This window comes from Delftia lacustris, assembly GCF_040267515.1.
Taxonomy (GTDB): Bacteria; Pseudomonadota; Gammaproteobacteria; order Burkholderiales; family Burkholderiaceae_C; genus Comamonas; species Comamonas tsuruhatensis.
Map to the genome: position 1 here is coordinate 3,967,126 of NZ_CP141274.1, position 15,555 is coordinate 3,982,680.

The 15,555-nt window shown below is 69.0% G+C and carries 11 protein-coding genes; 2 read left to right on the forward strand and 9 right to left on the reverse strand.

All coding sequences use genetic code 11. The features are described 5' to 3' along the window. Together U6958_RS19560 and U6958_RS19565 are read right to left on the reverse strand one after the other, a co-directional pair. On the reverse strand, positions 1 to 840 hold the full coding sequence (locus tag U6958_RS19560; protein WP_074922846.1) for an HDOD domain-containing protein: 840 nt from the start codon (positions 838 to 840) through the stop codon (positions 1 to 3). Positions 841 to 868: 28 nt separating this feature from the next. Then, positions 869 to 3,220, reverse strand: coding sequence for a Tex family protein (locus tag U6958_RS19565; protein ID WP_074922845.1), 2,352 nt, complete (start codon positions 3,218 to 3,220; stop codon positions 869 to 871). 205 nt (positions 3,221 to 3,425) lie between these two features. Here U6958_RS19565 and U6958_RS19570 point away from each other — a divergent pair, with 205 nt between their 5' ends. Beyond that, entirely contained in the window at positions 3,426 to 4,508 is a 1,083-nt protein-coding gene (locus U6958_RS19570; protein WP_074922844.1) for a DUF72 domain-containing protein, read from the forward strand. Here U6958_RS19570 and U6958_RS19575 read toward each other — a convergent pair. The 6 genes from U6958_RS19575 to U6958_RS19600 all read right to left on the reverse strand — a co-directional run bounded on the left by U6958_RS19575 (position 4,493) and on the right by U6958_RS19600 (position 13,753). Further along, complete coding sequence (locus tag U6958_RS19575; protein ID WP_074922843.1) at positions 4,493 to 4,822, reverse strand: antibiotic biosynthesis monooxygenase; 330 nt, start codon at positions 4,820 to 4,822, stop codon at positions 4,493 to 4,495. The genes U6958_RS19570 and U6958_RS19575 overlap by 16 nt on opposite strands. Before the next feature lie 49 nt (positions 4,823 to 4,871). After that, positions 4,872 to 6,329: an efflux transporter outer membrane subunit gene (locus tag U6958_RS19580; RefSeq protein ID WP_392413012.1), complete on the reverse strand. Its 1,458-nt coding sequence runs from the start codon at positions 6,327 to 6,329 to the stop codon at positions 4,872 to 4,874. 8 nt (positions 6,330 to 6,337) lie between these two features. Continuing rightward, a complete protein-coding gene (locus tag U6958_RS19585; RefSeq protein ID WP_074922842.1) occupies positions 6,338 to 9,526 on the reverse strand; it encodes an efflux RND transporter permease subunit in 3,189 nt (1,062 codons plus the stop codon). Between the two features lie 18 nt (positions 9,527 to 9,544). Then, complete coding sequence (locus U6958_RS19590) at positions 9,545 to 10,924, reverse strand: efflux RND transporter periplasmic adaptor subunit (protein WP_074922841.1); 1,380 nt, start codon at positions 10,922 to 10,924, stop codon at positions 9,545 to 9,547. Positions 10,925 to 11,090: 166 nt separating this feature from the next. Beyond that, entirely contained in the window at positions 11,091 to 12,515 is a 1,425-nt protein-coding gene (locus tag U6958_RS19595; protein ID WP_074922840.1) for an MFS transporter, read from the reverse strand. Beyond that, the gene (locus U6958_RS19600; protein ID WP_074922839.1) at positions 12,512 to 13,753 is read right to left on the reverse strand and encodes a multidrug effflux MFS transporter; all 1,242 of its coding nucleotides are present in this window, start codon (positions 13,751 to 13,753) and stop codon (positions 12,512 to 12,514) included. Before U6958_RS19600 ends, U6958_RS19595 begins: the two co-directional genes overlap by 4 nt. Positions 13,754 to 13,936: 183 nt before the next feature. Between U6958_RS19600 and U6958_RS19605 the strand changes: the two genes are divergently transcribed. Then, positions 13,937 to 14,635, forward strand: a complete 699-nt coding sequence (locus U6958_RS19605; RefSeq protein ID WP_074922838.1) for a DUF1566 domain-containing protein — start codon at positions 13,937 to 13,939, stop codon at positions 14,633 to 14,635. Positions 14,636 to 14,638: 3 nt separating this feature from the next. Here U6958_RS19605 and U6958_RS19610 read toward each other — a convergent pair whose 3' ends face one another. Then, complete coding sequence (locus tag U6958_RS19610) at positions 14,639 to 15,544, reverse strand: SDR family oxidoreductase (RefSeq protein WP_047218264.1); 906 nt, start codon at positions 15,542 to 15,544, stop codon at positions 14,639 to 14,641. Positions 15,545 to 15,555: the final 11 nt, after the last annotated feature.

The window sequence follows — 15,555 nt, forward strand, 5'->3', positions numbered from 1 at the left end:
CTACAGCACCACGTCCAGGCCGGTGTCGGCCATCCAGTCCACCGGGTCCTGGCGCAGGACCATGTCGATGTCCAGGCCCAGGGCCACGCCCACTTCGCCGGGAAAGCTCACGGCCAGGGCACGCTCGTCCCACTGCGCCTCGCGCGAGCGGGCGCGCCAGGCAGCGATGTGCAGCACGCAGGCCAGCGGATCGAAGCCCGGCTGGGCCAGCGGCGCGTACAGGTGCTGCAGCGCATCGGCCAGCAGCGGCGGAAGGTTCCAGCGGCGGGCCAGGCCCGCACTGACATGGCTGTATGTGTAGCCGCACAGCCGCATTTCCAGCTCGGCGCGACGCGGGTCCAGCGGGCCGACCAGTTCGGTGATGGTGGCGGCGCGGCCGGGGTCGATCATGTGCATGGCCAGCTCCCCCAGGCCATGCATCAGCCCTGCGGCATAGGCCGCCGTGGGGCTGGCCTGCACGGTGCCGGCCAGCGCGCGCGCCACGCGGGCGGCTTCCACGCTGTAGCGCCAGAAGGCCGGCATGGCCATGCCCGGCACGGCATGGGCGCCCACGCCCAGCGGTATGCCCCGCACGATCTGGCGCAGCTGCGCGGGCGCCAGCAGGGCCAGCGCCTCGGGAATGCCGGTGACACGGCCCGCCATGCCGAACACCGGGCCGTTGGCCTGGGCCAGCAGCCCGGCGGCCAGCGCAGGGTCGGCTGCGAAGAGCTGGCTCAGCCGGCGCAGGCTGGGCTGCTCGGGCACCAGCTCGCGCAGCAGCAAGGCCACGATGCGCGGCTGCGCCGGCAGGGCCAGGGCCTGTGTCAACAGCGTCTGCAGGTCCAGTGCATGCGCAGCCATCGCGTTTCCTGCCTTGCCGTGCGCGGGACTACTTGCGGGTCTGCAGCTTGGCGAAGGCCGAGGCCATGGCCGATTGCTGCACCGGCTCGGGCGCACGGCGCTGCCCGCCCTGGCTGCCGCGGCCTGCGCTCTCGAAGCGGTTGTCACGGGGGCCGTCGCGCCGCGCCGGTGCCGCATCCAGCTTCATGGTCAGGCTGATGCGCTTGCGCGCCACATCGACCTCCAGCACCTTGACCTTGACGATCTGGCCGGTCTTGACCACCTCGCGCGCGTCCTCGACGAACTTGTGGCTCATCTGGCTGACGTGGACCAGGCCGTCCTGGTGCACGCCCAGGTCCACGAAGGCGCCGAACTGGGCCACGTTGCTGACCGTGCCCTCCAGCGTCATGCCTTCCTTGAGGTCCTTGATGTCCTCCACCCCGTCATTGAAACGGGCCACGACGAAGTCCGGACGCGGATCACGGCCGGGCTTTTCCAGCTCGCCCAGGATGTCCTTGACGGTGATGGCACCGAACTGCTCGCTCACGAACTGCTCGGCCTTCAGGCCCTTGAGCACTTCGGAGCGGCCCATGAGCTGGTCCACGCTCTTGCCCGTGGTGGCAATGATGCGTTCGACCACCGGGTAGGTTTCCGGGTGCACGCCCGTCATGTCCAGCGGATTGTCGCCGCCGCGGATGCGCAGAAAGCCCGCCGCCTGCTCGAAGGTCTTGGCGCCCAGGCCGGCCACGTCCATCAGCTGCTTGCGGCTCCTGAAGGAGCCGTTGGCATCGCGCCAGCGCACCACCGACTTGGCCACGCTGCCCGACAGGCCCGAGACGCGCGACAGCAGCGGCGCCGAGGCCGTGTTCAGGTCCACGCCCACGGAGTTCACGCAGTCCTCGACCACGGCGTCGAGCTGGCGCGCCAGCTCGCTCTGGTTCACGTCGTGCTGGTACTGGCCCACGCCAATGCTCTTGGGGTCGATCTTGACCAGCTCGGCCAGCGGGTCCTGCAGGCGGCGCGCAATGCTGGCGGCCCCGCGCAGGCTCACGTCCACGTCGGGCATTTCCTGCGAGGCGAACTCGCTGGCGGAATACACAGAAGCGCCAGCCTCGCTGACCACGACCTTCTCGATCTGGCGGTCGGCCTTGCTGGCGATCTTGATCAGGTCGGCGGCCAGCTTGTCGGTCTCGCGGCTGGCCGTGCCGTTGCCGATGGCGATCAGGTTGATCTGGTGCTTTTCGACCAGGCGGGCCAGCACGGCCAGCGAGCCGTCCCAGTCGCGGCGCGGCTCGTGCGGGTAGATGGTGGTGGTGTCCACCAGCTTGCCCGTGCTGTCCACCACGGCCACCTTGACGCCCGTGCGGATGCCCGGGTCCAGGCCGATGACGGCGCGCTGCCCCGCAGGGGCGGCCAGCAGCAGGTCGCGCAGGTTGTCGCCAAAGACCTTGATGGCCACCTTCTCGGCGTCTTCGCGCAGGCGCGAGAACAGGTCGCGCTCGGTGGACAGGCTGAGCTTGACGCGCCAGGTCCAGGCCACGCACTTGCGGATCAGGTCGTCGCTGGCGCGCTTGGCGTGGCTCCAGCCCAGGTGCAGGGCAATCTTGCCTTCGGCCAGGCTGGGCTGGCCGGGCTCGGGCTCCACGGGCTGGACCAGCTTGGCCTCGAGGATTTCCAGCGCGCGGCCGCGGAACACCGCCAGCGCGCGGTGCGAAGGCACGCGGCCAATGGGCTCGTCGTATTCGAAATAGTCGCGGAACTTGGCGACCTCGGGGTCGTTCTCGTTCTTGGATTCGACCTTCTTGGAGCGCAGCAGGCCGTCTTCCCACAGCCATTCGCGCAGCTTCTGCACCAGGGCCGGGTCTTCGGCCCAGCGCTCCGACAGGATGTCGCGCACACCATCGAGCACGGCCAACGTGGTCGAGAAATCGGGGCCCGGCTTGCCGTCGTCCAGGGTGGTGGCCGGCTTGCAGAAGGCCTCGGCCTCGTTGTGCGGGTCCAGCGTGGGGTCGGCAAACAGCTTGTCGGCCAGCGGCTCGATGCCGAATTCCTTGGCGATCTGTCCCTTGGTGCGGCGCTTTTGCTTGAAAGGCAGGTAGATGTCCTCCAGCTCCTGCTTGGTGGGCGCATTGGCAATGGCCAGGCGCAGCGCGTCGGTCAGCTTGCCCTGCTCGTCGATGGCCTTGAGCACCGCGCCCCGGCGGTCCTCCAGCTCGCGCAGGTAGCCCAGGCGTTCGTCGAGCTGGCGCAGCTGCGCGTCGTCCAGTCCGCCCGTGACTTCCTTGCGGTAGCGCGCGACGAACGGAACCGTGGCTCCGCCATCAAGCAATTCGACCGCGGCACCCACCTGCTGCGGCTTGACATTCAGTTCTGCGGCGATTTGGGCAATGATTTTTTGCATTCGAGAGGCGCCCCGTGGCGTGGAATCCGGTAAAGCGGCCAAGTGTGCCACACGCGATTCGGGCCGGGCCGCTCACGGCCGCCCCGCAAATGCAAGCATTTCTTGCAGGCCAATGAATTCAAGGGCTTGCAAAATCAATCCACTGCCTGCTTTTGCCGGGGCCCTGCGGCAGGCAGGCGCCCTCTGCCACAATCACCAGCTTCGAATGCAAGACGATCTGTTCGGTTCTCCCCCACCATCGGCCCCTGCCCCGCCGCCCGCGCCTGCCGGCCGCACACCGGCACCGCGCAAGGCCGCCGGCGCCGTGCAGCTGGCGCCCCAGGCCCTGCTATGGCAGGCGCTGGCGGACCAGCTTGCGCAGGGCCTGCGCATGGGAGTCTCCACCTGGTCCTACCCGGGCTGGGAAGGTTTGATCTGGGATGGCGCCTATGACAAAAGCGTGCTGGCCAAGAAGGGACTGGAGGCCTATGGCCGGCATCCGTTGATGCGAACGGTCTGCGTGGACCGCAGCTTCTGGAGGCCGTTGACGGCCAGCCAGTACCTGGCCTTCGCGGGCCAGGTGCCGGCTGATTTCCGCTTCGTGGTCAAGTGCCCATCCGTGGTTACCGACGCGCAGGTGCGTGACGAGGACGGCAAGGGCATGTCGCTGAACCCGGTGTTCCTTCAACCCGATCTGGCCGTCACCAGCTTCGTCGAGCCCACGCTCGAAGGGCTGGGCGAGCGGCTGGGCGTGCTGGTGTTCCAGCTCAGCCCGATGACCTGGGGCCTGCTCAGCCGCCCCACCGAACTGCTGGCGCGGCTTCAGGCCATGCTGGAGGCGGTGCGCGCTGCGCTGGCCGCCCATCCGCTGGGCGCGCAGATCATCGTGGCGGTGGAGGTGCGCGACCCGGAGCTGCTGACGCCGCAGTTGGCCGACACCCTGCGCGCCAGTGGCACCACCTTCTGCCTGGGACTGCACGGCAAGATGCCCCCCATCGAGGAGCAACTGGTTTTTCTGCGCGGGCTGTGGCCCACCCCGCTGGTCTGCCGCTGGAACCTGAACCGCGAGTTCGGTGCCTACGGCTATCCCGATGCGCAAAAGAAGCACGACCCCTTCGACGAGATCCGCACGCCCGATGCGCACACGCGCGCCATCCTCGCCAAGACCATCGATGGCATCACCAGCCGCGGGCTGCCCGCCTTTGTGACGGTGAGCAACGATGCCGAAGGCTGCGCGCCGCGCTCCATCGCGCTGCTGGCCGAGGCCGTGGTCCAGGCGGAGGCGGCCCGGGTTCAGCGCTTGCCGTAGGCGCGCTCCACGCGGGCCACGCGCAATTCATAGTGCTCGTACCAGGCGTCCTTGCCCAGTTGCTGGGCGACCAGGTGCTCGGCATCCTGCTTCCAGCGCGCGATGGATTCGGCCGTGGACCAGTAGGACACGGTGATGCCGAAACCGTCCTCGCCGCGCGTGCTTTCCGCACCCAGGAAACCCTGCTGCTGCGCGGCCAGGTCCACCATGCGCTGGGCCATGAAGCCGTAGCCATCATCGTCGTCCGGCGTTCTGCGCGACGAGAAGATGACGGCGTAGTAAGGCGGCTCGGGGGTGTTGGCAAAGGGGCTCATCGTGGTCGGGCGGCAAGTTCTGCGGGCCCGCAGAATACACCGCCCGCGCTCAGGAATTCGCCGGCTCAGAGGCGGACGGCGCCTGCACCTGCTCTCCGCCCAGCACCTTCCACAGCGTGACGCGGTTGAGCTGCTCGGACAGGCGCAGGCCGATCAGGGTCTGCTGGGCCGTGTAGAGGCTGCGCTGCGCATCCAGCACGGTGAGGTAGTTGTCCACGCCGGCCTTGAAGCGTGCCTCCGACAGGTCGAAGGCCTTCTGCGTGGCCGCGACCATGCTGGTCTGGGCGGCCAGGCGCTCGTCCCACTGCGCGCGGTCGGCCAGCACGTCGGCGGTCTCGCGGAAGGCCGTCTGCACGGCCTTCTCGTACTGGGCGATGGCGATGCGCTGGTTGGCCTCGGCCACCTGCACGCCCGCACGGTTGCGGCCACCGTCGAAGATGGGCAGGCGCACCAGGGGGATGAAGCTCCAGGTGCTGCTGCTGCCGCCAAAGAGGCCATCGAGCTCGCGGCTGCCCGATCCCACGCTGGCCGTGAGGCTGATGGTGGGGAACATGGCTGCGCGGGCGGCGCCGATGTTGGCCTCCATGGCGCGCAGGTTGTTCTCGGCGGCCTGGATATCGGGGCGCACCAGCAGCACGCTGGAGGGCAGCGGTGCAGGCACGGGCTGCAGCGCCGCCGCAGGCTGGGCGCCGGCGCGCAGCGTGGCGGCGCCGGGCAGCAGGCTGTCGGGCAGCGGACCGCCCACCAGCAACTGCAAGGCGTTGCGGTCACGCTCCACCTGGGAGGTGAAGCTGGCCACGTCGCCGCGCGCCGTGTCCACCGTGGTCTGGTTCTGGGCCAGCACCAGGCCCGAGGTCGAACCTATCTCATGCATGCGCCGCGTCAGCTCGTAGGCCTTCTCGCGGCTGGCCAGGGTGTCGCGTGCCAGCTGCAGGCGGGCCTGGTCGGCGGCCAGCGTGAGCCAGGCGTTGGCCACGTCGGCCACCAGGCCTATCTGCACATTGCGCCGGTTCTGCTCGCTTTGCAGGAACTGCTGCAGCGCGGCCTCGCTGAGGTTGCGCACGCGGCCCCAGAGGTCGATCTCGTAGCTGGCAAAGCCCAGCTGGGCCGTGTACTGGGTGCTGACCGATGCCGATTGCGTGGCGCTGGTCATGCCGGCGGCCGTGCGCGCACGGCTGGCCTGGGCCTGGGCGTTGACGCTGGGCAGCAGGTCGGCGCGCGTGATGCCGTACTGGGCACGCGCGCGCTCGATGTTCTCCACCGCCACGCGCAGGTCGCGGTTGTTGGCCAGGGCCAGCGCAATGACCTCGCGCAGCTGCCGGGACTGCACCCAGTCCAGCGCGGCGGCCGCCTGCAGGCTGGCCTCGTCGGCCTGTGCCGGATTGGCTGCGGTGCTGCCCACCGTGTCGGGCACGGGCATGTCCGGCGTGCGGTGCTGCGGCGCAAGATTGCAGCCGGACAGCAGGGCCGCCAGCGCGGCCGCAGCGGCGAGGGTGGAACGGTGCATTCGGCGCCTCATGCTGCGCTCTCCTTGGTGGTATGGGGTGAGTCGGTTGCCTGCTGCGGGCTTTCTTCATCCGTGCGCGAGTGGCTCTTGAACCAGCTGCGGATCAGCAGGAAGAACACCGGCACCAGGAAGATGCCCAGCACCGTGGAGGCCAGCATGCCGCCGAGCACGGCCGTGCCGATGGCATTGCGCCCGCCCGCGCCGGCACCCGTGCCGATGGCCAGCGGAATGACGCCGAAGCCGAAGGCCAGCGAGGTCATCAAAATGGGCCGCAGGCGCAGGCGCACGGCCGAGACCACGGCGTCGAAGATACTCTTGCCCTGCTCCTGCAGCTGCACGGTAAATTCCACGATCAGGATGGCGTTCTTGGATGCCAGGCCCACCGTGGTCAGCAGGCCCACCTGGAAGTACACGTCATTGGTCAGCCCGCGCGTATAGGTGGCGGCCAGCGCGCCCACCACGCCCAGCGGCACGGCCAGCATCACGGACAGCGGCACGGTCCAGCTCTCGTACAGCGCCGCCAGGCACAGGAACACGAAGAGGATGGAGATGGCGTACAGCAGCGGCGCCTGCGCGCCCGACTGGCGCTCCTGCAGCGAGGCCCCCGTCCACTCGTAGCCTATGCCGGCCGGCAGCGTGCGCAGGATGTCCTCGACGATCTGCATGGCCGTGCCCGAGCTGACGCCCGGCGCGGCGCGGCCTTCCATTTCGTAGGCCGGGTTGCCGTTGTAGCGCATGAGCTGGGGCGAACCGTAGGCCCAATAGCTGCTGGAGAAGGCGCTGAACGGCACCATCTCGCCCTTGCCGTTGCGCACCGTCCATTTGGCGATGTCCTGGGGCAGCATGCGGTGCGGCGCATCGCCCTGGATGTAGACGCGCTTGACGCGCTCGTTGTTCAGGAAGTCGTTGACATAGGTGCCGCCCATGGCGCTGGACAGCACGCTGTTGATGTCGGTGTACGACAGGCCGAGCGCGGCGGCCTTGCGGTCGTCGATGTCCAGGCGCAGCTCGCTGGCGTCCTCCAGGTTGGTCATGCGCAGATTGGTGAGCTCGGGGCGCTTGCGGGCCTCGGTCAGGAATTTTTCCTTGGCCTGCAGCAGCGCCTGGTGGCCCAGGCCGTTCATGTCCTTGATCATAAAGTTGAAGCCCGAGCTGGAGCCCAGGCCGCGCACGGCCGGCGGCAGCATGACCAGCACGCGCGCATCGCGGATGGAGGCCAGCTCCCGGGTCGCCCGGTGCGCGATCTCGGAGGCCGACTGGCCCGGCAGCGGGCGCTCCTCCCAGGTCTTCAGCCGCACGAAGGCGCGTGCCGAGGCCTGGTCGCCGTTCAGGCCCGAGACCTGGTAGAAGCTCAGCACGTCGGGCTGCCTGGCAAAGTAGTCGCGCACCTCGTCGAGCACGCCCTGCAGCCGCGTGTCGGCCGCGCCCGAGGGCAGGTTGATGTTGACGAAGACAAAGCCCTGGTCCTCGTCGGGCAGGAAGGACGTGGGCAGGCGCGCCATCAGCAGCCAGACCACGCCGCAGACGGCCAGGAAGATCAGCATCATGCGCTTGGCGCGGCGCAGCGAGTACGCCACCGTGCCCTGGTAGCGCGCGGCCGTGGCATCGAAATGGTGGTTGAACCAGCGGAAGAACCGGTCGTTCACCCCCAGGATGCCGCTGCGGATCGGGCGGTCATGCCCTGTCCCGCCCGCTGCGGGCGGCTTGAGCAGGGTGGCGCACAGCGCCGGCGTGAGCGTCAGCGCCACGAACACCGACAGCGCCATGGCCGCGACGATGGTGATGGAGAACTGCCGGTAGATCACGCCCGTGGAGCCGCCGAAGAAGGCCATGGGCACGAACACGGCCGACAGCGTCACGCCGATGCCCACCAGGGCCGGCGTGATCTCGCGCATGGACTGGCGCGTGGCCTGCTTGGGCGACATGCCCGTCTCGTGCATCACGCGCTCGACGTTCTCCACCACGACGATGGCATCGTCCACCAGCAGGCCGATGGCCAGCACCATGGCGAACATGGTCAGCGTATTGATCGAGTACCCGGCCAGCGACAGCACGCCGAAGGTGCCCAGCAGCACCACGGGCACGGCGATGGCGGGGATCATCGTGGCGCGGAAGTTCTGCAGGAAGATGAACATCACGATGACCACGAGGATCATGGCCTCGCCCAGCGCGCTGACCACTTCCTTGATGGAGGCGCGCACGAAGGGCGTGGAGTCCGAGCTGACGAAGTAGTCGATCTCGTTGGGAAAGAAGGGCTTGAGCTCGGCCAGCTTGGCGGCGATGGTGTCGGCCACGTTCATGGCGTTGGCACCATCGGCCAGCACGATGCCCATGCCCGCGCCCGGCAGGCCGTTGAGCTTGGCCTTGATGGTCAGGTTGTCGGCGCCCAGCTCCACGCGGGCCACGTCCTTCATGAGCACCACCGAGCCGTCCACGGACGACTTCAGGACGATGTCCTCGAACTGCTCCACCGTCTTGAGCTTGGTGCGCGCCGTGATGGTGGCGTTCAGCTGCTGGTCCGCCACGGCAGGCAGCGCGCCCAGCTGGCCGGCCGAGACCTGGGCGTTCTGCGAGTTCAGCGCATTGACCAGGTCCGACGGCATCAGCGCGTACTTCTCCATCTTGGCCGGGTCCATCCAGATGCGCATCGCATAGTTGGTGCCGAAGACGTTGACATCGCCCACGCCGTCCAGCCGGCCGATCACGTCGACCAAGTTGCTGGTCAGGTAGTCGCCGATATCGACCGCGGTCATGGCCGGGTCCTTGGAGAAGAAGCTGTAGGTGACCAGGAAGTCCTGGCCGCCCTTGTTCACGAACACGCCCCGGCTCTTGACGGCGTCGGGCAGGCGGTTCACGGCGGACTGCAGCTTGTTTTGCACCTGCACCTGGGCCACGTCGATGTTGGTGCCCGGCGCAAAGGTCAGCGTGGTGCGCGCGCGGCCCGAGGCGTCGGACGTGGAGCTCATGTAGAGCATGTTGTCGATGCCCTTGAGCTGCTGCTCAATGATCTGGGTCACCGAGTTCTCGACCGTCTCGGCCGAGGCGCCCGTGTACTGCGCGCCGATGGTCACGCGCGGCGGCGCGATGTCGGGGTATTGCTCCAGCGGCAGCGTGAAGATGGACAGCGCGCCGCCCAGCATGATGACGATGGCGATGACCCACGCGAAGATGGGCCGGTTGATGAAGAACTGAGCCATGTGACGGGTTCCTGCGGCTTACCGGGCCGCAGGGGCCGGAGCCGCTGCGGGTGCAGGAGCAGGTTCAGCGGCCGCGGAAGCCTGGTCGGCAGCGCCAGGCGCGGCCGCCGCTGCCGGGCCATCAGCGGGCTTGCCCTTGCGGGCCTGGGCCTTGGCGCGCAGGTCCACCTCCACGGCGCGCACCTTGTCGCCGGGCTTGATGCGCTGGAAGCCATCGACCACCACGCGCTCGCCGGCCGACAGGCCGTCCTGCAGCAGCCACATATTGCCCACGGCGCGGTCGATGTTCACGGGCCTGCGCTCGATCACGTCGTCGGCCTTGGCCACCAGCACGCTGGCCTTGCCGGTCAGGTCGCGCGTCACCGACTGCTGGGGCACCAGCAGCGCCTCGGGCGCCAGGCCCGTGGGCAGCAGCGCCTGCACATACATGCCGGGCATGAGCAGGCCCTGCGGGTTGGGCACCACGGCGCGCAGCGTGACGCTGCCCGTGGTGGCATTGACGATCACGCCGGCAAACTGCAGCTTGCCCTGGTGGCCGTATTCCGTGCCATCGTCCAGGCGGATACGCACGGCGACCTTGTCGCCCTCCACCTTCTGGAAGCGCCCGGCATCCCAGTCGCGCTTGAGCTGCAGCAGCTCGCTGGTGGACTGGGTGAAGTCCACATACATGGGGTCCAGCTGCACGATGGAGGTCAGCGCCTCCGTCTGGTTGGCCGTCACCAGCGCGCCCGGCGTCACCGTGGACAGGCTGATGCGCCCGCCGATGGGCGCCTCGATGCGGCTGTACTTGAGGTTGATGCGCGCGGTCTCCAGATTGGCCTTGGCCACGGCCACGTCCGAGCGCGACTGGGCTGCGGCGGCCTGGCTTTCCTCGAAGGCCTGCTGGCTGATGGCATCGATCTTGACCAGTTCGGCGTTGCGCCGCGCCGTGGCCTCCAGCGTGCGGGCGCTGGCCTCGGCCTTGGCCAGGGCCGCCTGGGCGCTGGCCTCGGTGGCGCGCAGCGAGGCCGCGTCGATCTGGTAGAGCTGCTGGCCCTGGCGCACCAGGGCGCCTTCGGTGAACAGGCGCTTTTGCACGATGCCCGAGACCTGGGGCCGCACCTCGGCGGTCAGCGAGGCGCGTGTGCGGCCCGGCAGCGTGGCCTCCAACTGCTGGCTCTGCTTTTGCAGCGTGACCACGCCCACCTCGGGCGCAGCCTTGGCTGCGGCGGCGGGCGCTGCATCCTGCCTGGAGCAGGCGGCCAGGCTGGCGGCCAGTGCCAGCGCGCACAGCACGGCAGCACCGGGGCGCTTGCTGCGTGCAAGCGAGGCAGAAGGTTGTGCGTGCCCTGCGCCGGGCTGGGAATCGAAAGGCGCCGCAAGGCGCGTACTCGGCGAAAGAGGCACGTCAAAATTCATAGGAACAGCGAAGTCGTTGGGGGCATCGCACGATTGTGCAGTGCCCATATTTCTTGTTTGTAAAGTGGATGGCATGCCACCGCAGTCTCGCGGCAAGACCATCCAGGATGATGCAGGTGTCGGAGCGCGCCGACACATGCAAGTTCAATGCCATTTGCCGGTCTGTTCAGTGCCTGGCGGCGGGCGCCGTGCGCACGCGCAGCATGCTGAACACGCCCGCCATGGCCGCAAAGCAGCCCGCCACGGCCAGGGCCACGATTTCGGCATGGCCGCCATGCCCGCCCGAGACGGTGAAGATGGTGGCCAGCACCACGGCCCCCAGCGTCTGCCCCGTGAGCCGCGCCGAGCTCAGCATGCCGCCGGCCGCGCCGCTGCGTGCCAGCGGCGCCGAGGTCACGATGGTGTGGTTGTTGGGCGACTGGTACAGCGCAAAGCCGCTGCCCGCCAGCAGCATGCGCCAGACCATGTCCAGGGTCGAGGGCGCATCGGGCATGGCCGCCAGCGCCCACAGGCCGCAGGCGAACATGGCCATGCCGATGCCGCCCAGCAGCCCGTCCGCATAGCGGCCGATGAGCCGGCCCGCGATGGGAGCCGTCATCACCGTGGCCAGCGGCCAGGCCGTGATCAGCAGCCCGGCCTCGATGGGCGACATGCCGTGCGACTCCAGCAGCAGGAAAGGCAGGGCCAGGTAGGCCAGCATCTGCGCGCAAAAGGCGCTGACCGATCCGCACATGGACAGCGCGAACACCGGAATGCGCAGCAGGTCCACCGGCAGCAGCGGCGCAGGCAGGCGCCACTGGCGGCGCACATACCACAGCCCCACCAGCAGGCCCGCGCCCAGCAGCCACCAGCCCGAAGGCAGGGACGACTGGGCACCGCCGGCGCGCATGCCCAACTGCTCGCCGCCCAGGAAGATCAGGCTGAACATGAGGATGTTGAGCAGCACATCCAGCGGCGACAGCCGCGCGCCCGCGTGTGCCGGCACCGCATTGGCCGGCAGCGCCCGGCGTCCCAGCCACAGCGTGAACAGGCCCAGCGGCAGGTTGGCCGCAAACAGCCAGGGCCAGCTGGCCACCGACAAAATGGCCGCCGCCACCGAAGGCCCGGCCATGGATGCCGTGGCCACCACCAGCGAATTGACGGCCATGCCCCGGCCCAGCAAGGCACGCGGATAGATCAGCCGCACCAGGGCGGCGTTGACGCTCATCACGCCCGCAGCGCCCAGGCCCTGCAGCGCCCGCGCCGCCACCAGCGTGGGCAGCGATGTGGCCAGCATGGCTGCCAGCGAGGCCAGGGAGAACACCAGCATGCCCACCAAATACACGCGGCGGTAGCCCAGGCGTTCGCCCAGGGCCGCCAGCGGCAGCAGCAGCACCAGGCTGGCAAGCTGGTAGGAATTGACCACCCACAGCGTATGGGCCGAGCTGGCCTGCAGCTCGCGCGCCATGGCAGGCAGTGCCAGATTGACCAGGGTGCTGTCCAGCACCGACAGCGTCAGCCCCAGGATGATGACCAGCATCGCCTGGCCGCGAGGGCCTGACGGAAGTCCATCGTGGACAGGCGCAGCCTCTGCCGCGGGTGCCAGGCTCATGAATGGCCCTTTGCACCCACGCGGTGGGCACGTGTGCCGCCCAGCGTGATCCAGGCCAGCGCCACGCCGATCAGCGCGCCCGTGGCCATGCCCACCACCATGGGCAGGGGCTTGCCCGTGGAGAACAGGCCCACGATCTGCATGGCCGCCGCACCCGACAGCATCTGCAGCGTGCCCAGCAGCGCCGAGGCCGTGCCGGCGATGGCGCCATGCTCCTCCAGCGCCAGCACCGAGGTCGTCGGAATCACCAGCCCCATCAGCGCGCTGGCCACGAAGTACAGGCCGATCAGCACGGCCAGCCGCTCACCGCCCAGCAGGTAGTACGACAGCAGCGACAGCATCACCAGGCCCGAGCCGGTGGCCGCCACCTTGACCACGCGCACCAGGCCGAAACGCTGGCCCAGCCAGCCCGTGAACTGCGCCGCGCCGATGAAGGCGATGGCGTTGAGCCCGAAGGCCAGGCTGTACTGGGTGGAGCTGAGCCCGTAGTAGTTGATCAGCACAAAGGGAGAGCCAGCCAGGTAGACGAAAAAGCCCGCCATGGCGCAGCCGCCGATGAAGACCAGGCCCAGGTAATGCCAATCGCGCAGCAGCACGCCGTAGGCGCGCAGTGCGCCGGCCACGCTGCTGTCCAGCCGCGCGGCGGCCCCGCGCGTTTCCTTCAGGCCCATGAACACGGCCGCCAGGCCGATCACGGCCGCCACGGCCACGGCCCAGAACACGCCGCGCCAGCTGCTCACGGCGATCACGCCGCTGCCGGCCAGCGGCGCCAGGATGGGAGAGACGCTGAACACCAGCATCAGCAGCGACATCATGCGGGCCGCCGCATGGCCGGTGTGCAGGTCGCGCACCACGGCGCGCGGCACGGCCATGCCGGCGGCCGCGCCCAGGCCCTGGATGAAGCGCAGCACCACCAGCGTCTCGATGCTGGTGGCCATGGCGCAGCCCACGCTGGCCAGCGCGAACACGGTCAGGCCGAAGTACAGCGGCGGCTTGCGCCCCACCATGTCCGAGACCGGCCCGTACAGCAGCTGGCCCACGCCCAGCGAGAGGAAGAAGGCCGTCAGGCTGGCCTGCACCGCGCCCACCTGGGCGCCCAGGCTGCTGCCGATCTGGGGCAGCGCGGGCAGGTACATGTCGATGGCAAACGGGCCGATGGCCGAGAGCAGGCCCAGGATCAGCACCAGGCGCAGCGTGTGGGAATCAGGGGAAGCGGGAGAAGAAGAGGGAGAAGGCATAGACGCAGACATAGACGCGCCATTGTGGCGGCAAGCGCTGCGGGCTGCAGGGCGGTGCTCACATTTCCTGGGCAGGCAGGCCGGCGCGTGCGGCGCTGGCGGCTTGCCGTGGCACAAGTTTGCGGGGCCGCAACCCTGTTACGCTCAGATACGAGATTGCCAACACAGCAGCATAGACACCCCATGCACTCAACCATGCCCCTCTTCCTGCCGACCCTCAACGCATTGCCAAGGCCCCTGCTCGCCGCCCTGCTGCTGGGCACGTGCATGCAGGGCCCGGCCCATGCGGCGCCGCCGCAGGCCCGCGGTGACGCCAAGACCGGCGCCACTGCCATGCTGGAAGTGTCCGAAGACGGCCGCGACGTGATCGACCGCCGCGCCCGCCTGCTGTGGCCGCGCTGCGTGGAAGGCATGCACTGGAATGGCAAGACCTGCGCGGGCCTGCCGGAGCTGTTCACGCACAAGCAGGCGCAGGCCCTGGCCGCCGAGCGGGCCAAGCAGGACGGCGTGCGCTGGCGCCTGCCGCGCGTCAACGAGATGCGCCGGCTGATCTCGCGCGATATACGGCCGCAAGGCCTGTCGCCCGAGCTGTTCCCGGGCGCGCCGCGCGGCTGGCACTGGACGGGCACGGCAGCGGTGAACGCACGGCCCGTCAATCCCTACAACTACAGCAACATCTCGGGCAGCGCCGGTACGCAGCTGTCGGCCCAGCAGGCCTGGGCGATTGACCTCGACAGCCTGGAGACGCGGCCCGACATGGGGCGCGGCAACCAGCTCATGGTGCGGCTGGTGCGGCCCCTGCCCTCCGCGCCGCCAGAGGAAAAGGCCGAGGCTCCCGCCAGGCCAGCCCCCCACAGGCCGGACCCGGACGAAGAGGACTGACGCTCAGGCCGCGCGCAGCGAGGCCTTGAGGCTGGCGCCCAGTTCGGGCTTGTGCGCGAACGGGTCGGTGGGGTTGCGGCCCTGCACCACATCCTCCATGCGGGTCTGGACCGAACCCAGGGCTTGCGGATGGCTGTAGATGTAGAAATGGTTGGCCGCAATGGCGTCGAAGACCTTCTGCGCCACATCGGTGGCCGTGACCTTGCCCGAGCCCACGGCCTTCTCGCTCATGGCCTGGCCGATCTTCTGGCTGGCCGTCAGCGGCTGCGCGGCCAGATGGCTGGGCCGGTTGCGCTCGCTGTGGCTGATGCCCGTAGGCACGAAGAAGGGGCACAGCACGCTGGCGCTGATCTGGTCGGAGACCAGGGCCAGGTCCTGGTACAGCGTCTCGGTCAGGCTGACCACGGCATGCTTGCTGACGTTGTAGATGCCCATGTTGGGAGGCGCCAGCAGCCCGGCCATGCTGGCCGTGTTGACGATGTGGCCCTCGAAGGACGGATCGGCCTTGGCGGCCTCCAGCATCATGGGCGTGAACAGCCGCACGCCGTGGATCACGCCCCAGAGGTTGACGCCCAGCACCCACTGCCAATCTTCCAGCGTGTTCTCCCAGACCAGCCCGCCCGCGCCCACGCCTGCGTTGTTGAACACGAAGTGCGGCGCGCCGAACTGCTGGCGCACCTCGTCGGCCAGGGCCTGCATCTGGGCTGCGTCGGACACATCCACGCGGCGTGCCAGCACACGCACGCCCTGCCCTTCGAACTCGGCGGCAGCCTTGTCCAGCGCCTCCTGCTGCACATCGACCAGCACCAGGTTCATGCCCAGCTTCGCGCCAATGCGCGCGCACTCCAGGCCGAAACCCGAGCCCGCGCCCGTCAGCACGGCCGTCTTGCCCTTGAAGTTCTTGATCATTCCCTTGTCTC